Annotated in this window: 19 protein-coding genes and 1 tRNA gene; 6 read left to right on the forward strand and 14 right to left on the reverse strand. The window is 62.8% G+C overall.

What is annotated here, in order from left to right; translation table 11 throughout:
* Nucleotides 1-26 precede the first annotated feature (26 nt).
* Entirely contained in the window at nucleotides 27-1,325 is a 1,299-nt protein-coding gene (gene dadA / locus C7A17_RS08835) for a D-amino acid dehydrogenase (RefSeq protein ID WP_106737684.1), read from the reverse strand.
* Nucleotides 1,326-1,481: 156 nt separating this feature from the next.
* Here dadA and dadR point away from each other — a divergent pair, with 156 nt between their 5' ends.
* On the forward strand, nucleotides 1,482-1,970 hold the full coding sequence (dadR, locus tag C7A17_RS08840) for a transcriptional regulator DadR (protein WP_017678280.1): 489 nt from the start codon (nucleotides 1,482-1,484) through the stop codon (nucleotides 1,968-1,970).
* Nucleotides 1,971-2,031: 61 nt separating this feature from the next.
* On the opposite strand, the gene C7A17_RS08845 is transcribed toward dadR, so the two are convergent.
* The 4 genes from C7A17_RS08845 to C7A17_RS08860 all read right to left on the reverse strand — a co-directional run bounded on the left by C7A17_RS08845 (nucleotide 2,032) and on the right by C7A17_RS08860 (nucleotide 6,547).
* Nucleotides 2,032-4,545 carry a TonB-dependent siderophore receptor gene (locus C7A17_RS08845; RefSeq protein WP_106737685.1) on the reverse strand — a complete coding sequence of 838 codons (2,514 nt, stop codon included), beginning with the start codon at nucleotides 4,543-4,545 and terminating at the stop codon, nucleotides 2,032-2,034.
* 205 nt (nucleotides 4,546-4,750) lie between these two features.
* Nucleotides 4,751-5,593 (reverse strand): FecR family protein, encoded by an 843-nt coding sequence (locus C7A17_RS08850; protein ID WP_106737686.1) that lies wholly within the window; start codon nucleotides 5,591-5,593, stop codon nucleotides 4,751-4,753.
* Nucleotides 5,594-5,596: 3 nt separating this feature from the next.
* The gene (locus C7A17_RS08855) at nucleotides 5,597-6,133 is read right to left on the reverse strand and encodes an RNA polymerase sigma factor (protein WP_106737687.1); all 537 of its coding nucleotides are present in this window, start codon (nucleotides 6,131-6,133) and stop codon (nucleotides 5,597-5,599) included.
* Between the two features lie 60 nt (nucleotides 6,134-6,193).
* Complete coding sequence (locus C7A17_RS08860) at nucleotides 6,194-6,547, reverse strand: YkgJ family cysteine cluster protein (RefSeq protein WP_013713450.1); 354 nt, start codon at nucleotides 6,545-6,547, stop codon at nucleotides 6,194-6,196.
* Nucleotides 6,548-6,780: 233 nt separating this feature from the next.
* Between C7A17_RS08860 and C7A17_RS08865 the strand changes: the two genes are divergently transcribed.
* Entirely contained in the window at nucleotides 6,781-8,094 is a 1,314-nt protein-coding gene (locus C7A17_RS08865) for an NAD(P)/FAD-dependent oxidoreductase (protein ID WP_106737688.1), read from the forward strand.
* 150 nt (nucleotides 8,095-8,244) lie between these two features.
* On the opposite strand, the gene C7A17_RS08870 is transcribed toward C7A17_RS08865, so the two are convergent.
* From C7A17_RS08870 to C7A17_RS08880, 3 genes are all read right to left on the reverse strand, one after another.
* Nucleotides 8,245-8,736, reverse strand: a complete 492-nt coding sequence (locus C7A17_RS08870; protein ID WP_234035898.1) for a LysE family translocator — start codon at nucleotides 8,734-8,736, stop codon at nucleotides 8,245-8,247.
* A gap of 133 nt (nucleotides 8,737-8,869) precedes the next feature.
* Complete coding sequence (locus C7A17_RS08875) at nucleotides 8,870-9,511, reverse strand: LysE family translocator (RefSeq protein WP_106737689.1); 642 nt, start codon at nucleotides 9,509-9,511, stop codon at nucleotides 8,870-8,872.
* A gap of 47 nt (nucleotides 9,512-9,558) precedes the next feature.
* Complete coding sequence (locus C7A17_RS08880; RefSeq protein WP_106737690.1) at nucleotides 9,559-9,783, reverse strand: DUF1127 domain-containing protein; 225 nt, start codon at nucleotides 9,781-9,783, stop codon at nucleotides 9,559-9,561.
* A 183-nt stretch (nucleotides 9,784-9,966) separates the two neighbouring features.
* On the opposite strand from C7A17_RS08880, the gene C7A17_RS08885 reads away from it, so the two are divergent.
* The gene (locus C7A17_RS08885) at nucleotides 9,967-11,421 is read left to right on the forward strand and encodes an aminotransferase-like domain-containing protein (RefSeq protein ID WP_106737691.1); all 1,455 of its coding nucleotides are present in this window, start codon (nucleotides 9,967-9,969) and stop codon (nucleotides 11,419-11,421) included.
* Between the two features lie 6 nt (nucleotides 11,422-11,427).
* Here C7A17_RS08885 and C7A17_RS08890 read toward each other — a convergent pair whose 3' ends face one another.
* The 3 genes from C7A17_RS08890 to C7A17_RS26725 form a co-directional block, all read right to left on the reverse strand.
* Entirely contained in the window at nucleotides 11,428-12,576 is a 1,149-nt protein-coding gene (locus C7A17_RS08890) for an MFS transporter (protein WP_106737692.1), read from the reverse strand.
* A gap of 192 nt (nucleotides 12,577-12,768) precedes the next feature.
* On the reverse strand, nucleotides 12,769-14,262 hold the full coding sequence (locus C7A17_RS08895) for an aldehyde dehydrogenase (RefSeq protein WP_106737693.1): 1,494 nt from the start codon (nucleotides 14,260-14,262) through the stop codon (nucleotides 12,769-12,771).
* A 121-nt stretch (nucleotides 14,263-14,383) separates the two neighbouring features.
* Entirely contained in the window at nucleotides 14,384-14,524 is a 141-nt protein-coding gene (locus C7A17_RS26725) for a hypothetical protein (RefSeq protein ID WP_158704647.1), read from the reverse strand.
* On the opposite strand from C7A17_RS26725, the gene C7A17_RS08900 reads away from it, so the two are divergent.
* The gene (locus tag C7A17_RS08900) at nucleotides 14,517-14,876 is read left to right on the forward strand and encodes a cupin domain-containing protein (protein WP_106737694.1); all 360 of its coding nucleotides are present in this window, start codon (nucleotides 14,517-14,519) and stop codon (nucleotides 14,874-14,876) included. The genes C7A17_RS26725 and C7A17_RS08900 overlap by 8 nt on opposite strands.
* A gap of 58 nt (nucleotides 14,877-14,934) precedes the next feature.
* On the opposite strand, the gene C7A17_RS26730 is transcribed toward C7A17_RS08900, so the two are convergent.
* The 3 genes from C7A17_RS26730 to gabD form a co-directional block, all read right to left on the reverse strand.
* Complete coding sequence (locus C7A17_RS26730; RefSeq protein WP_158704648.1) at nucleotides 14,935-15,105, reverse strand: hypothetical protein; 171 nt, start codon at nucleotides 15,103-15,105, stop codon at nucleotides 14,935-14,937.
* An 8-nt stretch (nucleotides 15,106-15,113) separates the two neighbouring features.
* Nucleotides 15,114-16,394: a 4-aminobutyrate--2-oxoglutarate transaminase gene (gabT, locus tag C7A17_RS08905; protein ID WP_106737695.1), complete on the reverse strand. Its 1,281-nt coding sequence runs from the start codon at nucleotides 16,392-16,394 to the stop codon at nucleotides 15,114-15,116.
* 139 nt (nucleotides 16,395-16,533) lie between these two features.
* Entirely contained in the window at nucleotides 16,534-17,985 is a 1,452-nt protein-coding gene (gabD, locus tag C7A17_RS08910) for an NADP-dependent succinate-semialdehyde dehydrogenase (protein ID WP_106737696.1), read from the reverse strand.
* A gap of 346 nt (nucleotides 17,986-18,331) precedes the next feature.
* Here gabD and C7A17_RS08915 point away from each other — a divergent pair.
* Both C7A17_RS08915 and C7A17_RS08920 read left to right on the forward strand, forming a co-directional pair.
* A tRNA-Arg gene (locus tag C7A17_RS08915) sits at nucleotides 18,332-18,408 on the forward strand.
* Between the two features lie 110 nt (nucleotides 18,409-18,518).
* On the forward strand, nucleotides 18,519-18,713 hold the full coding sequence (locus tag C7A17_RS08920; RefSeq protein WP_106737697.1) for a hypothetical protein: 195 nt from the start codon (nucleotides 18,519-18,521) through the stop codon (nucleotides 18,711-18,713).
* Nucleotides 18,714-18,716: the final 3 nt, after the last annotated feature.

Raw genomic sequence — 18,716 nt, forward strand, 5'->3', positions numbered from 1 at the left:
CTTGGATTGCGAAAGCGCGAAGGCTATCAGGTGCGCAGCGGCTGCGGTGCACTGTGCACTTCACGCGCCTTGCGCGAGTAACGCGAGATATCCAGGCCATCAGCGCTGATCTGCGGACGCTTGTTGGCCATCAGGTCGGCGAGCAAACGACCGGAGCCGCAAGCCATGGTCCAACCCAGGGTGCCGTGACCGGTGTTGAGGAACAGGTTGCGGTAGGCGGTGGCGCCAACGATGGGAGTTCCGTCGGGCGTAGCCGGGCGCAGGCCCGTCCAGAAATCGGCGCGCTGCAGGTCGCCGCCTTCCGGATAGAGGTCGGAGGTGATCATCTCCAGGGTTTCGCGACGACGCGGGTTCAGCGACAGGTCGAAACCGGCGATCTCGGCCATGCCGCCAACGCGGATACGGCCATCGAAACGGGTGATGGCGACCTTGTAGGTCTCGTCGAGAATGGTCGAGGTCGGCGCCATGTTCGGGTTGGTGATCGGCACGGTCAGCGAGTAGCCCTTGAGCGGGTAAACCGGTGCGCGGATGCCCAGCGGCTTGAGCAGTTGCGGGCTGTAGCTGCCCAGAGCCAGCACGTAGCGGTCGGCGGTTTCCAGCTTGCCGTCGATCCACACGCCGTTGATGCGGTCGCCGACCGCGTCCAGACGCTGGATGTTCTGACCGAAGCGGAACTCGACGCCGAGCCCCTTGGCCATGTCCGCCAGCTTGGTGGTGAACATCTGACAGTCGCCGGTCTGGTCGTTGGGCAGGCGCAGGGCGCCGGCCAGCTTGTGCTTGACGCCAGCCAGGGCCGGTTCGACGCGGGCGATGCCGTCACGGTCGAGCAGCTCGAACGGCACACCGGAGGCTTCCAGTACGGCGATATCCTTGGCAGCAGCATCGACCTGAGCCTGGGTGCGGAACAGTTGAGTGGTACCGAGCTGGCGACCTTCGTAGGCGATGCCGGTCTCGGCACGCAGCTCGTCGAGGCAATCGCGACTGTACTCGGACAGACGCACCATTCGCTCCTTGTTGATCGCGTAGCGACTGGCGGTGCAGTTGCGCAGCATCTGCGCCATCCACAGGTACTGGTCGACGTCGCCAGTGGCCTTTATCGCCAGTGGCGCGTGCTTCTGCAGCAGCCACTTGATGGCCTTCAGCGGCACACCCGGAGCAGCCCAGGGCGAGGCATAACCGGGAGAAACCTGGCCAGCGTTGGCGAAGCTGGTTTCCAGCGCCGGGCCATTCTGGCGGTCGACCACCACCACCTCGAAACCCTGACGGGCGAGGTAGTAAGCACTGGCGGTACCAATCACACCGCTGCCGAGAACCAGAACACGCATGTTTTTCTCCCCGCCGCGCCCAAGGCACGTACGTTACAGGCCATTGTTGTCGATGGCCGCAGTATAGGAAGAGCAACGCAGTGCTTTTCACCATATACACAGCTATATTTGGCGAGAATTCTTGGCAAAAAGCCGTTTTACAGAGGCGGATTCCCCATGAGAACCCAGCATCAAAGCCGTCGTGAACTGGACAAGATCGACCGCAACATCCTCCGTATCCTGCAGGAGGATGGGCGCATCAGCTTCACCGAACTGGGCGAGCGGGTGGGGCTGTCGACCACGCCCTGCACCGAGCGCGTACGCCGCCTGGAGCGCGAAGGCATCATCATGGGCTACCACGCCCGCCTCAATCCGCAGAACCTCAAGGCCAACCTGCTGGTGTTCGTCGAGATCAGCCTGGACTACAAGTCCGGTGACACCTTCGAGGAATTCCGTCGCGCCGTGCTCAAGCTGCCGCACGTGCTGGAGTGCCACCTGGTGTCCGGCGACTTCGACTACCTGGTGAAGGCGCGCATCAACGAGATGGCCAGCTACCGCAAGCTGCTCGGCGACATCCTGCTCAAGCTACCGCACGTGCGCGAATCGAAGAGCTATATCGTCATGGAAGAGGTGAAGGAGAGTCTGGCGCTGCCGGTGCCGGAGTAGAACAGCGGCAGAACGAAGAACGCCCGCATCGCTGCGGGCGTTCTTGTGCAGCGCAAATGGCTTACCAGAAGGTACCGCGCAGAGTCAGGGTGAAATTGCGAGGCTCGCCGTAGTAGTTGCCGTACTCGGACGTACCGACGCTGGCGTAGTAGCGGCGGTCGAACAGGTTGTTGCCGTTGAGAGCGACCGTCCAATTCTGGTCGACGTCGTACTCGACCATCGCATCGTAGACCGCGTAGCCCGACTGACTGAAATCGTAGTCGCGGCTGTCGATGACGTTCCAACTGCTGTCGAAACGATATGCCTGGCCTTCCACATAGGTCGGGCTGGTCACGGTCACACCGCCGCCGATACGCCAGTCGGACAATTCACCCGGCAGGTTGTACAGCGTCCACAGCTTGAACAGGTGCTTGGGCGTAACGGTGCTGTAGAGCCTCTCCTCGGTGTCGTTATGGATCTGGTTGTAGGTGTAGCCGGCCATGATGTCCCAGCCTGGCGCAATTTCCCCGGTCGCTTCGAGATCGATGCCCTTGCTGGTGATCTTGTCCTGAGCCAGGAAACAGCATGAAGCGCTGTAGCTGAACGGAGGGTTCGGGTAGGCCGGATCCTCCGCCGCCTGGTTCTCACGCGTGGTGTAGAACAGCGCGGCGCTGACATTCAGGTTGCCGCCAAGCAGCTCGCCCTTGATACCGGTTTCGTAGGTCTTGCCGGTCATGGGTTCGATGGATTTCTTCGCATCCAATGGCCCCTGGAGCTTCTGCGCCTGAGGCTTGAACACCTCGGCATAGCTGACGTAGGTCGACCATTCATCGTTCAGCGCATAGATCAAGCCACCGTAGGGCACAAGCGTGGTCGGCTGGCGCTCGAACACATCATCCTGCAGCGTCCACGGCCCGGTTCCGTCCTGCGCACGCATGCTGTAGGCCTGCTCGAACTTGTAGCGCTGGGCGCGGGCGCCGATCACCAGTTTCAGCGGATCGGTCAGTTGTAGGCGTAGCGTCGAGTACAGGCCGTACTGTTCACGACCGTTGGGGTGGTAGTCGCGCCAGAAACTGTGGTTGGTATTGTGGTGCGGCAGCGGTGTGGCCCCAGGGTTCCAGATGTCGATCAGGTCACCCTTACCCAGCATGCCCTGGGCTGCACGCCAGCGACTGGTAACCTTCTGATAATCACCGCCGACGAGAAGCTCGTGCTGCCGTCCGAAGGCATCGAAATACCCTGAAAGGTTCACATCGAACACCTGCTGCTTGCTCCAGCTGGAGACGTAGCTGCCCCACCAGTACGGGCCAGTGCCGGTGGTCTCGTCCACGGAGCCGTAGGGGATGATGCCCTCGGTGATGGAGCCGTTGTAGGAGTACGTGTAAGAAGTGTTGAGCTTCCAATCCTCATTGAAGTGGTGATCGAGTTTCATGAACCACTCACGGGTGTAGCTATCGGACCAGGCCTGACCGGTGGTGTACCAGGTTCTGCGAGGCAACTTCAGATCACCGCCGGTGCTGTAACGCGGCAGGCCGTCACCCGTGCCGTTCTCCTTGAGTTTGTCGTAGCTGCCGCCCACCGTGAGCATGGTGTCGTCGCTGAGATCGGCCTCGAAGATGCCGTAGAGAAAGGGCTTCTCGGTACTGCGGTTATCCATGAAGTACTGGCGATCCGTGTACGCGGCCACCACACGTCCACGCAGCTTGCCGTCGAAAGCCAACGGGCCGGTGAGGTCGATCTCGTGTCGATAGTTGTCCCACGAGCCGGCAGAGGTATTTAACTTCAGCTGGTAGCTGTCCAATGGCCGCTTGCGCACCAGGTTGACGATGCCACCCGGATCACCCGTGCCACCCAACAGACCGCTGGCGCCACGCAGCACCTCCACGTGGTCATAGGGCGCCATGTCGTAAAGACGGTCGCTATAGAACGTGCCCAGTCCGGTACCGATATCCATCGGCGAAGCACCGTCAATCTGCACGTTGTCTATGCCGAAGCCACGCGAATAGAACTGCTGAACGTGATAGTTGTTGTTGCGCACGGTGATGCCCGGCGCTCGCTTCATAGCCTCCGGCAAGGTGGTAATGCGCTGATCCTCGATCATCTGCTGACTGATGATCGACACCGTCTGTGGGGTGTCCTTGAGACTGACCGGGGTCTTGGAGCCAACACTGACCAGACCAGTGGTGTATGAACCCGATCCCTCGGTCGCCTCGCCCATGCCCTGCCCCTGGATGGTGATCGCGCCGAGGTTCAGCGTGGCGCCAGCCGAAGCGAGCTCGGCGATCACGTAACTGCCATCACCGGTCTCCTGCACCGTAAGCCCAGTACCCTGAAGCAGACGCTGCAGGGCCTGTTGCAGGGTCAATTCGCCGCTCAAGGCAGGCGCCTGCTGGTCAGCGGCAATCTCGGTGGCGAACAGGATGCGGCTACCGGTCTGTCCGGCCAACGCATTGAGTGCCTGATCCAGCGGTTGCGCTGGCAGTTTCAGGGTGTAGGTGGCCTCCTGCGCATTCAGGGTGGACGCCAGCACGATGCCAGCCGCCAGCAGTGAAAGACGACTCAGCCGAGAACGGCGCGATGATGGTTTGGTGTTCATGAATCTCCCCGGTGACGCGATCAGAAATGACGTTCACAGGGAGTGGCGGATGAGCGTCGGGCGATGTTGAGGTCGAGATGCAAAAAATTCTCGTTACCTTCTCGGGACTGGTATCGGCAATCGTGGGAGGGGCTTTAGCCGCGACTGCCTCGGTACAGAGTCAAAAGCTCGCGGCTAAAGCCCCTCCCAAACGAAGCTGAAAGAGCTAGCGCCCGCTGATCGTCACGCTGCCATCAGCACTGCGCATGAGCGCCACCGGCAGGATCGCCGGCAGCAGGTCGAGCAGCGACTCGACGGCATCGCTGTCGAACTCGCCGGATACGCGCAGGCTGGCGATACGCGGGTCGGCCAGACGAACCGGCGCCTGGCGATAACGCTGGATATCGGCAATCACGTCACTCAACGGCGTGCCGTCGAAGCGCAGCTTGCCGTGCTGCCAGGCAGTGACGCGCTCCATGTTCGCCGCCTCGCCGGCACCAACCCGGCCCGCATGAGCCAATGTCTGCTGACCACCCTGCAAACGCTGAGGCGCTGACTGCCGGGTGGAGACCTCAACCTCTCCCTCCAGCACGGCAACGGCAACGCCACGGCTATCGCTGCGCACATTGAACACGGTGCCGATGTCACGCACCGAGACATCCTGGCTGCGCACGATGAAGGGCTTGTCGCCATGCTCTACGGTGAAGGTCGCCTCGCCGCTCAGCAGTTCGATCTGCCGACTGCGCAGGCGCTGCTCGATGCGCAGATGCGTGGCGCTGTTGAGCACTACCCGACTGCCATCGGCCAATTGCAGGCTGTCACGCTGGCCGACGGCGGTACGTACATCTTCGCTATGCCAGGCGGGATCGAAACTCCATACGGTAAAACCCAACAACAACGTAGCCAGACCACCACCCAGCGCCTGCTTGCGCCGACGCTGGCGAGCGCTTTGCGCCTTGGCTTCCGCAAGCAGCGCATCGCGCGAGGGCACGCGGTTGCGCAGTGCGTGCTCGAATGGCGCAAGCGGGTCGCTGCCGGCTACGCCGTCGGAACGATCAGACTGAGCCATGCCTCAGCCCCGCCCGGCCAGCGCTCGCCGCGCCGGCTCCCAGTCGCTGGCGATGCTGCGCATGGCGCGGGAGAAATGCTGGGTCACCATGTTGGTGGAAATGCCCAGCTCGTCGGCGATCTCGCGCTGCGGCATGCCGTGGATGCGGTGCAGCAGAAATACCTGGCGGGCGCGGGCCGGCAAAGCGTCGATGATGGCCAACAGGGCTTCGAGCTGTTGTTCGAAATCCAGTGCGGCGGCGCCATCGAGCTCGTGCACGTGCCAGTCCGGCACTTCGGCGGTCACTTCGAAGTAGGCGTTGCGCGTGTTATCGGCACGACGGCGGTCGATGGCACGATTGAACGAAGCGCGGCGCAGAAAGGAAAAAGGCAGGTTCACCGGCTGCTGCGGCGGTTTCTCCAGCAGCTGCAGACAGACATCGTGCACCACCTCACGGGCGAACTGGCTGCCCTGGAAACGCCGACGAATGTACTCGACCAGCTCATCGTAATGCAGCGCAAGGGCGCCGATCAGCTCGACGCTGGAGGAGGATTTGGTCATGGCGGCGACACACGACTAATTGAAATTGAGTCGCATTATATCCACGCACTGAGAAATCCACTACACCAGACGTTGTCGCGTCGTGGCGATCAGCCGGTGCACCTGGCGCTCCACCGCTGGTTCGATCGGCTGCTCCGGCCCGCGGCCATGCGGGCAAGGCAGACGCGGTGTCGTGCCGAACAGACGACAGATCAGCGGGCGCTGGTCATACACCTCGCAGCCGTTCGGCCCCAGATGCACGCAGTTGTATTCGGCCAGCGCCGCATCATGTTCGGCATCGCTCTTGACCGGCAGGCGCGCCAGTTCCTCGGACGACGCCGTGACCGGCCCACAGCAGTCGTGGCAGCCGGGCACGCAGTCGAAGCGTGGAATCTGTCGACGCAGGTGATCGATCTTGCGGTCTGTGCAACTCATGCGCGGGCGCCTGGAAACGAAGGCGACAGTTTACCGCGCCGTGCAGGCGCCTGCCCGCAGGGTGACGGCCCGCCCCCCTGAAGGGCGCATCGCGCTGCACAACGATCCCCGAGCGAAGCGCACGACGTCACCCTACTGTCCCGCGTGTTTTTTCCGACTGACACTTGGCGCAGGACGGATCACGCGCTTATGCTGCGTTGAATTTTCCACACAACAAAATCAGGATTTCGCACATGAACGCCCGCGTTCAACAGCCCGTCCACAGCCCACAGCATGCCGCCTCCTATTACGCCGCCAGCGTCAATCGCCAGCAGGCCTACCCGCCCCTGGGAGGTGATCTGCAGGTGGACGTGTGCATCGTCGGCGGCGGTTTCAGCGGCCTGAACACCGCCATCGAGCTGGCCCAGAAAGGCTTCTCGGTAGCACTGCTGGAAGCGCGCAAGATTGGTTGGGGCGCCAGCGGACGCAACGGCGGACAGCTGATTCGTGGCGTCGGTCATGATGTCGAACAGTTCGAAGCCGTGGTGGGCAAGGAAGGCGTGCGTCAGTTCAAGCTGATGGGCCTGGAAGCGGTGGAGATCGTGCGCAACCGCGTCGAACAGTTCCAGATTGACTGCGACCTGACCTGGGGTTACTGCGACCTGGCCAACAAGCCTGCTCATTACGAAGGTTTCGCCGAGGACAAGGCCGAGCTGGAAAGTCTCGGCTATCGCCATGAGATCCGTCTGGTACCGCCGGAGCGAATCCATGAAGTAGTCGGCTCGGACAATTACTGCGGCGCGATGATCGACATGGGCTCGGGGCACCTACATCCGCTCAACCTGGCCCTCGGTGAAGCCGCCGCCGCCCAGTCGCTGGGCGTGCAGCTGTTCGAAGAGTCGCCAGTGACGCGCATTGACTACGGCAGCGAGGTGCGCGTGCACACCGCCAACGGCCAGGTGCGTGCAAAAAACCTGGTGCTGGCCTGCAACGCCTATATCAACGGGCTCAATCCAACCCTCAGCGGCAAGGTGCTACCGGCCGGCAGCTACATCATCGCCACCGAGCCACTCTCCGAAGAGCAGGCTCGCCAGCTGATCCCGCAGAACATGGCGCTGTGCGACCAGCGCGTGACCGTGGACTACTACCGCCTCTCCGCCGACCGCCGCCTGCTGTTCGGCGGCGCCTGCCACTACTCGGGGCGTGATCCAGCCGATATCGCCGACTACATGAAGCCGAAGATGCTCAAGGTCTTCCCGCAGTTGGCCGACGTGCGCATCGACTACCAGTGGGGCGGCATGATCGGCATCGGTGCCAACCGCCTGCCGCAGATCGGCCGACTCAAGGATCAAGCCAACGTCTTCCACGCCCAGGCCTATGCGGGTCACGGCGTCAACGCCACGCACCTGGCCGGCAAGCTGCTCGCCGAAGCCATTGCCGGCCAGGAAAGTCGCGGCTTCGACCTGTTCGCCCAGGTGCCGCACATGACCTTCCCCGGCGGCAAGCACCTGCGCTCACCACTGCTGGCGCTGGGAATGGCCTGGCATCGGTTGAAAGAACTGCTGTAGTGCCGTGATCGATAAGGCGCCGTTGATTGCGGGCGCTCAATACGGAAGTAGCACCAGACACAACGCGACCGTTGCGTAAATCACACCGGTGACTTTGTTGAGTGCGGCTCTGTTGTCGAAAGCCGCACGCGCCTTGTGGGCGAGAAACATTTATCCGCCATAGATCGACAGCGAAATGATCATCGCCGTCAGACTCAGGGCGACAGCCTGGATGACGTACGAAAAATGCGGGCTGATGAAGCCGGGGTAAATGAGCAGGCTTGCCAACCACCCCTTGGGGTTGGTCAAGGAGACAAGAAAGGAATCGGCGAACATCTTCCTTTGGCTCGACATCTCCGTCTTCGCGTCGCTTGATCCGGACGTGGTGAAGAAGGAGCCGAACGCCAGGGAGGCAAGATAGATCCCCCCGCCCCAACGCAAATAAGTCAGCACCCAACGGTTGTCATGGATGAGCAAACCGACGCCCAACAGCACCACGGTCGCGTGGACGGCGGTCGCCAGTCCGAAGCCGAATGCGCCAGGCAACGTCGCCCTGACTCCATGCTTGAGCGCCTGCGCAACCGCAAACGCAACGTTCGGCCCAGGCACGGCAACTGCGGCCGTGAAGGCCGCAGAAAACAACAACAGCAAATGCCAATCCATAACCCACCAAAGCCGTCTCACTAACCAGGCTCAAATGCAATCCGGGCTTACAGCCTCCAGAACGGCAGTGCCCGAAAACGGGTGCACGCGGCGCACCCTAGCGCAGAGCACCGACATGTATCCGTGTCGGGCGCTAGGACGAGACCCTGCGTTGCTCGGAAACCAGACGCAGCGCCAACCCGGCCAGCACGCCGCCCATCACGTAGCGCTGCGCGACCAGCCAGCGTGGCCTGCCCACCAGCCACGCCGACAGGCTGCCGGCGAACAGGGCGATGAGCAGATTGACCGTGAAGCTGACGCTGATCTGGGTCAGCCCGAGCAGGATGCTCTGCTGGAATACCGAGCCATGCTCAGGCGATACGAACTGCGGGAAGATCGACAGGTAGAACACAGCGATCTTCGGGTTCAGCACATTGGTCAGAAACCCCATCAGCAGCAGCCGCGAGGGCGGGTCTGCCGGCAATTGCCGGGCTTCGAAAGGTGATCGTGCACCGGGCCGGACAGCCTGCCAGGCGAGGTAAAGCAGGTAGGCTGCCCCCGCCCATTTGAGCAGGTCATAGGCGATGGGAATCGCCAGAAACAGGGCCGTGATGCCCAGTGCTGCGGCGAACATGTGCACGAGAAAGCCCAGGATGACACCCAGCAGCGAGATCACGCCTGCCTTGCGCCCCTGACAAATGGAACGCGAGATCAGGTAGATCATGTTCGGGCCCGGCGTCAGCACCATCAACAATGCTGCCCCGGCGAAGAGCAGCAAGTCGTTCAGCGGAACCATCTGTGTCTCCGAATTTCAACGCACGCCTATCGACGACAGGGTGTCATTCACAGCTTCCAGAACGGCAGGTTCGCCTCGCGCTCGGCCTGAGCGCGGCTGAGACCGATATCGCGCAGTTGCTGGTCATTGAGCTTGAGCAGAACGCGACGGGTGTTAAGACGCCGCCAGAAAGCCGGCCAGTCGCGGCCGAAGTAGCGAACCTCGCCCTTCCCGGCCGCTACCCGTACAACCTCGCCCACTGCGGCAAAATCTGTCTTGCTGAACCCGGTCATGTTTGCGCTCCCGTTGCCTTCTGTCATGGGTGATCAGAATGCCGAGAACAGAAAGTCCATGACAGATTCAAAAAACTCTTATTAACTCCATACAGATTTCGCAAATTTTTCCCTGAATGGGAATTTTTGCATTGATCTGTACTGGTCTCAGCCAATACACCCTGTACGAACCGGACGACTGTCATGACGCTTTATCTGAATCTGGCCGAGCTGCTCGGCACCCGCATCGAGCAGGGGCTGTACCGCCCCGGCGACCGCCTGCCGTCGGTACGCAGCCTCAGCCAGGAGCACGGCGTCAGCCTCAGCACGGTGCAGCAGGCCTACCGCCACCTGGAAGACATGGGCCTGGCCTCGCCACGACCGAAGTCCGGCTACTTCGTCCCTCTGGGGCGGCAAGTGCCCGCACTGCCGCAGATCAGCCGTGCAGCACAAAGACCGGTCGAGGTTTCGCAGTGGGATCACGTGCTGGAGCTGATCAGCAGCTCACCGCAGCACGACATGCTGCAACTGGGCCGCGGTCGCCCGGACATCAGCGGCCCGACGCTGAAACCGCTGCTGCGCAACCTGTCACGCCAGGCACGCCGACAGGATCCGGAGGTGCTGACCTACGGCGGTATTCGCGGCGACATTCGCCTGCGCGAACAGATCGCCCGGCTGATGCTCGACTCCGGCTGCCAACTGGAAGCCGAAGACCTGGTGGTCACCACCGGTTGCCATGAGGCGCTGTCGGCGGCGGTGCGCGCCATCTGCCAGCCCGGCGACATCGTCGCGGTCGATTCACCGAGCTTTCATGGCGTGATGCAGGCACTCAAGGGCTTCGGCATGAAGGCGCTGGAACTGCCCACCGACCCGCTCACCGGAATCAACCTCGACGCCTTGGAAATGGCCCTGGAGCAATGGCCGATCAAGGCCATCCAGCTCACGCCGAACTGCAACAACCCGCTCGGCTACATCATGCCCGACGCCAGCAAGCGCGCTCTGGTGGCCCTGGCGCAGCGCTTCGACGTGGCCATCATCGAGGATGACGTTTACGCTGACCTCGCCTACAGCTACCCGCGCCCACGCAGCATCAAGTCCTTCGACGAGGACGGCCGCGTGCTGTTCTGCAGCTCCTTCTCCAAGACCCTGGCACCAGGCCTGCGCGTCGGCTGGATCGCTCCGGGGCGTTATCTCGAGCAAGTGGTGCACATGAAGTACCTGGGCACCGGCAGCACCGCACAGTTGCCGCAGCTGGCCCTGGCCGAGTACCTCAAGGACGGGCACTACGAACCGCACCTACGACGTATGCGCGCGCAGTACCTGCGCAGCCGCGACCTGATGGTGGATTGGGTCAGCCGCTATTTCCCGGCTGGCACACGGGTCAGCCGCCCGCAGGGCAGCTTCATGCTGTGGGTGGAGATGCCCCAGGGGTTCGACAGCCTGAAACTCAACCGCGCCCTGCTGCCGCACAAGATCCAGATCGCGCCGGGCAGCATCTTCTCCGCAGCCGGCAAGTACCGTAACTGCATCCGCCTCAACTACGCCGAGCCGCCGAGCGCGACCATCGAGGCAGCGGTGAAGCAGATCGGCGCTACCATCGCCGAGCTGATCGAAGAGGCCGATCTGCAGCACACGCAGGATCTCGGGCAGTGGCGCTGAGCCGGTTCAGGGACGCGCCGTTTCCATCTCGCTGAAGGCACCCTGCCGGCTGGCGAGGATGATGAACACGAAGGCCCCAGTGGCCATCAGCAGCGGGAGCGCATGGCCACTCAGCCACTGGCTGACCGCGCCGGTGGCCAGTGGCCCGATCAGGCAGCCCAAGCCCCACAGCTGGGCGACGTGGGCATTGGCGCGCACCAGCTCGTCGTCGCGGTAACGCTCACCGATCATGATCAGCGACAGGGTGAACAGGCCGCCCGCACTGGCACCGAAGGCCACCAGTACCGGCCAGATCACCGACGTATGCAGCAACGGTGGAATCGCCAGACTGGACACCAGCAGCACGATGCCGCAGCAGCGGAACAACAACTGCCGCGACATGCGGTCGGCCAGCCAGCCGATGGGCAACTGCAACACCGCATCGCCCACCACCACCACGCTGACCATGAACAGCGCCACCTCCTGGGTGAAGCCCTGGCGCAGGCCGTAGATCGGCAGCAGGGTCAGCATCATGGCTTCGAAGGAGGCGAACAGCATCACCGCCCAGGCAATCGCAGGCAGCTTGCGGCAGAACACCAGCAGCCCACGGCCCGAGGCGCTGTGCGCATCCACCTTGGGTGCACCGGTGCGCCCGAGCAGGATCAGTGAGCCGCCGATCAGCAGGCACACGCCAGTCCAGAAGCCGGCATCGGTGGCCGTACCGAGCGCCGTCAGCAACAACGGCCCGCTGAGCTGGCTGAGGGCATAACCGGTGCCGTACAGCGCCACCAGACGACCGCGCCACTTCTCCACTGCCAGCTGATTGATCCAGCTTTCGCCGAGGATGAACACCACGGTCAGTGCCACGCCGATGAACAGGCGCAGGCCGACCCACACCGCGTAGTTCTGCACCAGCGCCAGCCCCACCACCGACACCGCGCCCAGCAGCAGACACAACTGCATCAGCCCGGTGGTACCGAAGCGCGCCGCCAGACGCCCGGCCAGCAGCGCACCAAGCAGCACGCCGACTGCCGGAGTCGCTGCCATCACGCCGATGGCGAAGGAGTCGTAGCCCCAGCTCTCAAGGCGCAACGAAACCAGCGGCATGGTCACGCCCAACGCCAGGCCGATGCTGATGACCGCCGAACAAACGGCGAAATAGGTGCCCCAACGCATTGGCGAGTTCCTTGGCTGACGAGCCACTGCAAAGACAACGGCCGGGTTCCTCGGGAACCCGGCCGTAGGTTTCAAGAGCGAGGTAGCCGGCAGTTTCACTGCATTCTCGGCCCTCTCCCCCAGCCCCTCTTCCATAAATGGGAGAGGTAAGCCGATTACCTGGCCGACGACCAGGAGATCGCCCCGCTATCGTTACAGCTTGATCCAGGTGGACTTCAGTTCGGTGTACTTGTCGAATGCGTGCAGCGACTTGTCGCGGCCGTTACCGGACTGCTTGAAGCCACCGAACGGCGCGGTCATGTCGCCGCCGTCGTACTGGTTGATCCACACGCTACCGGCGCGCAATGCCTTGCCAACCAGGTGGGCGCGCGACAGGTTGCTGGTCCATACCGCTGCCGCCAGGCCATAGACGGTGTCGTTGGCGATGGCGATGGCCTCGTCCTGATTGTCGAAGCCGATCACCGACAGCACCGGGCCGAAGATTTCTTCCTTGGCGATGCGCATGGCGTTGTTCACGCCGTCGAAGATGGTCGGTTCGACATAGGTGCCGCCAGTCTCTTCCAACACCCGCTTGCCGCCGGCCACCAGCTTGGCGCCGTCGTCATGGCCAGCCTGGATGTAGCTCAGCACGTTGTTCATCTGCGTGGTGTCGACCAGCGCACCGACATTGGTTGCCGGATCCAGCGGGTTGCCCGGTTTCCAGGCCTTGATCGCCTCGACCACCATGGGCACGAAGCGATCCTTGATGGCGTTTTCCACCAGCAGGCGAGAGCCGGCGGTACAGACTTCACCCTGGTTGAAGGCAATGGCGCTGGCAGCGGCTTCGGCAGCAGCCTGCAGATCCGGAGCGTCGGCGAAGACGATGTTCGGGCTCTTGCCGCCGGCCTCCAGCCAGACGCGCTTCATGTTCGACTCGCCAGCATAGATCATCAGTTGCTTGGCGATCTTGGTCGAACCGGTGAACACCAGGGTGTCGACGTCCATGTGCAGGGCCAGCGCCTTGCCCACGGTGTGGCCGAAGCCCGGCAGCACGTTGAACACACCGGCCGGAATACCGGCCTCGATGGCCAGCTGGGCGATGCGGATGCCGGTCAACGGCGATTTCTCGGACGGCTTGAGGATGATCGAGTTACCGGTGGCCAGCGCTGGGCCGAGCTTCCAGCAGGTCATCAGCAGCGGGAAGTTCCACGGCACGATTGCAGCGACCACCCCCACCGGCTCGCGGGTGACCAGGCCCAGTTCGTCATGGGCGGTGGCGGCGACTTCGTCGTAGATCTTATCGATGGCCTCGCCGCTCCAGCGGATAGCGTTGGCAGCGCTGTTCACGTCGATGCTCAGCGAATCACTGATCGGCTTGCCCATGTCGAGGGTTTCCAGCAGGGCCAACTCCTCGCCATGCTGCTCGATCAGTTCGGCGAAACGGATCATCACCTTCTTGCGCTTGGCCGGAGCCAGACGCGACCAGACACCGGAATCGAACGTGGCGCGAGCATCCTTGACCGCCACTTCGGCGTCGGCCTGATCACAGCTGGCCACCAGGCCGAGCAGGCGGCCGTCGACCGGGCTGATGCACTCGAAGGTGGCGCCGGACTCGGCGGCGCGATATTCGCCATGAACGAAAGCACGGGTTTCGATGGTCAGGGTCTTGGCGCGCTGTTCCCAGTCGGCACGAGTCAAGCTAGTCATTCCGGCATCCTCTCAATAGGTGGAAGCGGCGCCCGCGAGGGCACGCACTGTCAATAATTCTGCAAGGCCAGGTCGCTGGCCAAATCCTGTTCGCCACACTAAACCAGAGGGCTGTGGCTTTTCAATATTTTTGACACAGGCTGGCAAAAGCCCTTGTCATGTTCGTTTTTTTAAACATAGACTGCTGCCACGACTTTCCCGTGACGGCCCCGCTGGTCACGCGGTTGCCGCCACCGAAACCACGGAACAGCCAGATGAACATCGATCAGATCGTCGACTTCGCCCAGGCCGGCACGGCCGCTGAACACTACCGTCCCGCACCGGAAAAAGTGCTCAAGGGCGACCCCGAGCAAAGCGTACGCAACCATTACAGCAGTCCGTGCGGTCAGTTCAGCACCGGCATCTGGGAGGGCGCCGTCGGCCAGTGGACGGTGAACTACACCGAGCACGAATACTGCGAAATCCTGCAGGGTGTTTCCGTGCTACGTGATACCAATGGCAACGCCAAGACCGTGCGCACGGGCGACCGCTTCGTGATTCCTGCCGGCTTTTCCGGCACCTGGGAGGTGCTCGAAGCCTGCCGCAAGGTCTATGTGATCTTCGAACCCAAGTAAGCACTTGACTGGGAAGTGCCTGGCAGGTTCCCGCCACCCCGAATCCTGCTGTTGCTTGTCACCCTTTGGCCCGCCGCGTGCGGGCTTTTTTCCCGCCGTTGAACGTCGTGCATAACGCGCCTTGTGCACCGGCAATCTCGCCGCGCAAGGCGCGCGCGACGAAACGGCCAGACAAAAAAAGACCCGCATCAAGGCGGGTCCTTTCCTGAGCGCGCAGAAGCGCGCTCATGTTCCAGCTCAGGCCAGCTCGTCGAAGCACTCGGCGACGATGGCAATACCTTTCTCCAGTTGCGCGTCAGGGATGGTGACGGGCATCAGGAAGCGGATGACGTTGTAGTAGGTACCACATGACAGCAGGATCAGGCCCTTGTCGCGCGCCTTGGCGACGATCTTGCCCACCAGCTCGGCAGCCGGCTTGTGCACGTCACCGCCCTCGAACAGCTCGATGGCGACCATCGAGCCCAGGCCGCGTACGTCACCGATCACCTTGTGCTTCTCGGCGATCTTGCTCAGGCCGGCTTTGAGCTTCTCGCCCACGGCGTTGGAGCGGGCCAGCAGGTTCTCTTCGTCGAACACCTTGAGTACGGCCAGGGCCGCAGCGCAGGCGATCGGGCTGCCGGCATAGGTGCCGCCCAGGCCACCGGGGGCGATCTTGTCCATGATCTCGGCCTTGCCGCATACGCCGGAGATCGGGAAGCCGCCGCCAACGGACTTGGCGAAGGTGGTCAGATCCGGCACCACGCCCAGCTGCTCGGTGGCGAAGAAGGTGCCGGTACGGCCGGCGCCGGTCTGCACTTCGTCAGCGATCAGGAGGATGCCGTGCTGGTCGCACAGGGCGCGCAGGCGCTGCATGAAGGCTGGCGAGTTGACGTAGAAGCCGCCCTCGCCCTGCACCGGCTCGATGATGATCGCGGCGATGTCCTGCGGCTGCGCGTCGTTCTTGAAGATGCGCTCGATGCTGGCGATGGACTCGTCCTCGCTCACGCCATGCAGCGGGCACGGTGCCTGGGCACGGTACACGCCAGCGGGCATCAGGCCCATGCCGGCGGAGTACGGCACGACCTTGCCGGTCAGCGACAGGGTCATCATGGTGCGGCCGTGGTAGGCGCCGGTGAAAGCGATAACACCAGCGCGGCCAGTGGCGGCACGGGCGATCTTCACGGCGTTCTCGACAGCTTCGGAGCCGGAGGTGACCAGCAGGGTCTTCTTGGCGAAGTCGCCCGGCACGCGCTTGGCGATTTCTTCGCACAGCTCGATGTAGGGCTCATAGGCCAGCACCTGGAAGCAGGTGTGGGTCAGCTTGGTCAGCTGCTCCTGAACGGCGGCGATCACCTTCGGATGCAGGTGGCCGGTGTTCAGCACGGCGATACCGCCGGCGAAGTCGATGTACTCGCGGCCTTCGACGTCCCACACGGTGGCGTTTTCGGCGCGCTCGGCGACAATCGGGTGGATCTGGCCGACACCGCGCGGTACGGCGGCCTGGCGGCGTTGCAGCAGGGATTCGTTGGTCTTGCTCATGGTGTCCTCATGGTCGCCCCCGGCGGGTGGTCGGTTCAGCATGCGATAATCGACTGAACCGGGCCGCAAGGGACTCAATAGGGTTACGACTTACAACCGGGGCGCCGCACGCTCTTTCGCACCTTGCCCCGTCTTGGCATCAGATGCCGCCCAGGCACATGTACTTGATCTCGAGGTAGTCCTCGATCCCGTACTTGGAGCCTTCGCGGCCCAGGCCGGAAGCCTTCACGCCGCCGAACGGCGCGACTTCGTTGGAGATCAGGCCGGTGTTGATACCCACCATGCCGTACTCCAGCGCTTCGGCCACGCGGAACACGCGGCCCAGGTCACGGGCGTAGAAGTAGGAGGCCAGGCCGAACTCGGTATCGTTGGCCATGGCGATCACTTCGGCCTCGTCCTTGAAGCGGAACAGCGGTGCCAGCGGGCCGAAGGTCTCTTCCTTGGCCACTGCTGCGGTTTTCGGCACATCGAGCAGAATGGTCGGCTCGAAGAAGGTGCCGCCGAGCGCGTGCGGCTTGCCGCCCAGGGCCAACTTGGCGCCTTTGCCCACGGCGTCCTCGATGTGCTCCTGCACCTTGGCCACGGCCTTGCTGTCGATCAGCGGGCCGGTGGTGGTGCCGTCTTCCAGACCGTTGCCGATCTTCAGCTTGGATACGGCAGCGATCAGCTTCTCGGCGAAAGCGTCGTAGACCGCGTCCTGCACATAGATACGGTTGGCGCAGACGCAGGTCTGGCCGTTGTTGCGGTACTTGGAGATCAGCGCGCCTTCGACGGCAGCGTCCAGGTCGGCGTCATCGAAGACGATGAACGGCGCGTTGCCGCCCAGTTCCAGCGACACCTTTTTGATGTCCTGGGCGCACTCGGCCATCAGCTGACGACCGATCTCGGTCGAGCCAGTGAAGGACAACTTGCGCACGATGGGGTTGCTGGTCAGCTCGCCACCCACTTCGCCGGCGCTGCCGGTGACCACGCTCAGCACACCTTTGGGGATGCCGGCGCGCTCGGCCAACTCGACCAGGGCCAGGGCGGAGAACGGGGTTTGCGAAGCCGGCTTGATCACCATGGTGCAACCGGCGGCCAGGGCCGGGCCGGCCTTGCGGGTGATCATCGCGGCGGGGAAGTTCCATGGGGTGATGGCCGCAGTGACGCCGATCGGCTGCTTGATCACGATCAGGCGCTTGTCCGGCTGGTGACCGGGGATCACGTCACCGTAGACGCGCTTGGCTTCTTCGGCGAACCACTCGATGAAGGAGGCGGCGTAGGCGATCTCTCCCTTGGCCTCGGCCAGCGGCTTGCCCTGCTCCAGGGTCATCAGACGGCCCAGGTCATCCTGGTTTTCCATCAGCAGCTCGAACCAGCGACGCAGCTTGTTGGCACGCTCCTTGGCGGTCAGCGCACGCCAGGCCGGCAGCGCCTTCTCGGCAGCCTCGATGGCGCGGCGGGTTTCCGCGCGGCCCATCTTCGGAACATGGCCAATGATCTCGCCAGTGGCCGGGTTGTTCACGGCAATGGTCTGACCGCTGTCGGCGTCCAGCCACTGGCCATCGATGTAAGCCTGTTGGCGCAGCAGCTGGGGGTCTTTCAGTTGCATGGCAGTCTCCTTCAGTTCCGACACCCGGGCGTCGGCGTAAGTCGTTGGAGTCACGGACAGAACCCGCAGGCTGAACATGAGCCGTGCGGGGCCTGGTAATGGATTCAGAGCCGTTGAACGTGTGAGGGTTCAGAATGACCGAACACGCCGTTTGAAATCTCAAACGAATCCTAGGATCGGCCGGGGTAAAGGGCAATAGGCGGCCAGACAAAAACCGCAAAATAATGACAAAAACTTCCCAAACAGCCTTTGAATAGGCTCAAAAGTGTAAAGCGCGTTCTGAATAATGCACACTCATGCAGAATGGACGCTAACCGCCGAGATGCGTATGATTGCGCCCCGCAACGCACTCGTAGCTCAGCTGGATAGAGTACTGCCCTCCGAAGGCAGGGGTCGTGGGTTCGAATCCCGCCGAGTGCGCCATTTAAGAAGCCCGCCAATGTGCGGGCTTCTGCGTTTATGCGCTTCCCTCAGCCTTACTTCGAGCGTCATTACGTCCTAGGATGAGCGCCAGGTAATGGAGGGAAATACACATGGATATTCTGCTACTGATCGCCGCCGGGTTCGTGGTGATCTTCATCTATTCCTGGCAGCGCTCCAGACCCAGGACGCGTCCGGGCAAGAGGAAGCGCAGCGGCCTGAGCGGGCAGGACTCCAGTCCTGGATTCGGTGACGGGGGCTTCGACTCGGGCGGCGGGGGCGATGGTGGCGGTGGAGGGGGCGACTGATCC

The organism is Pseudomonas mendocina (genome assembly GCF_003008615.1).
GTDB lineage: Bacteria > Pseudomonadota > Gammaproteobacteria > Pseudomonadales > Pseudomonadaceae > Aquipseudomonas > Aquipseudomonas mendocina_C.

Coding starts and splice junctions, on each gene's coding strand:
- dadA (WP_106737684.1), bottom strand. CDS start 1,325: ATGCGTGTTCTGGTTCTCGGCAGCGGTGTGATTGGTACCGCCAGTGCT.
- dadR (WP_017678280.1), top strand. CDS start 1,482: ATGAGAACCCAGCATCAAAGCCGTCGTGAACTGGACAAGATCGACCGC.
- C7A17_RS08845 (WP_106737685.1), bottom strand. CDS start 4,545: ATGAACACCAAACCATCATCGCGCCGTTCTCGGCTGAGTCGTCTTTCA.
- C7A17_RS08850 (WP_106737686.1), bottom strand. CDS start 5,593: ATGGCTCAGTCTGATCGTTCCGACGGCGTAGCCGGCAGCGACCCGCTT.
- C7A17_RS08855 (WP_106737687.1), bottom strand. CDS start 6,133: ATGACCAAATCCTCCTCCAGCGTCGAGCTGATCGGCGCCCTTGCGCTG.
- C7A17_RS08860 (WP_013713450.1), bottom strand. CDS start 6,547: ATGAGTTGCACAGACCGCAAGATCGATCACCTGCGTCGACAGATTCCA.
- C7A17_RS08865 (WP_106737688.1), top strand. CDS start 6,781: ATGAACGCCCGCGTTCAACAGCCCGTCCACAGCCCACAGCATGCCGCC.
- C7A17_RS08870 (WP_234035898.1), bottom strand. CDS start 8,736: ATGGATTGGCATTTGCTGTTGTTGTTTTCTGCGGCCTTCACGGCCGCA.
- C7A17_RS08875 (WP_106737689.1), bottom strand. CDS start 9,511: ATGGTTCCGCTGAACGACTTGCTGCTCTTCGCCGGGGCAGCATTGTTG.
- C7A17_RS08880 (WP_106737690.1), bottom strand. CDS start 9,783: ATGACCGGGTTCAGCAAGACAGATTTTGCCGCAGTGGGCGAGGTTGTA.
- C7A17_RS08885 (WP_106737691.1), top strand. CDS start 9,967: ATGACGCTTTATCTGAATCTGGCCGAGCTGCTCGGCACCCGCATCGAG.
- C7A17_RS08890 (WP_106737692.1), bottom strand. CDS start 12,576: ATGCGTTGGGGCACCTATTTCGCCGTTTGTTCGGCGGTCATCAGCATC.
- C7A17_RS08895 (WP_106737693.1), bottom strand. CDS start 14,262: ATGACTAGCTTGACTCGTGCCGACTGGGAACAGCGCGCCAAGACCCTG.
- C7A17_RS08900 (WP_106737694.1), top strand. CDS start 14,517: ATGAACATCGATCAGATCGTCGACTTCGCCCAGGCCGGCACGGCCGCT.
- C7A17_RS26725 (WP_158704647.1), bottom strand. CDS start 14,524: ATGTTCATCTGGCTGTTCCGTGGTTTCGGTGGCGGCAACCGCGTGACC.
- C7A17_RS26730 (WP_158704648.1), bottom strand. CDS start 15,105: ATGAGCGCGCTTCTGCGCGCTCAGGAAAGGACCCGCCTTGATGCGGGT.
- gabT (WP_106737695.1), bottom strand. CDS start 16,394: ATGAGCAAGACCAACGAATCCCTGCTGCAACGCCGCCAGGCCGCCGTA.
- gabD (WP_106737696.1), bottom strand. CDS start 17,985: ATGCAACTGAAAGACCCCCAGCTGCTGCGCCAACAGGCTTACATCGAT.
- C7A17_RS08920 (WP_106737697.1), top strand. CDS start 18,519: ATGGATATTCTGCTACTGATCGCCGCCGGGTTCGTGGTGATCTTCATC.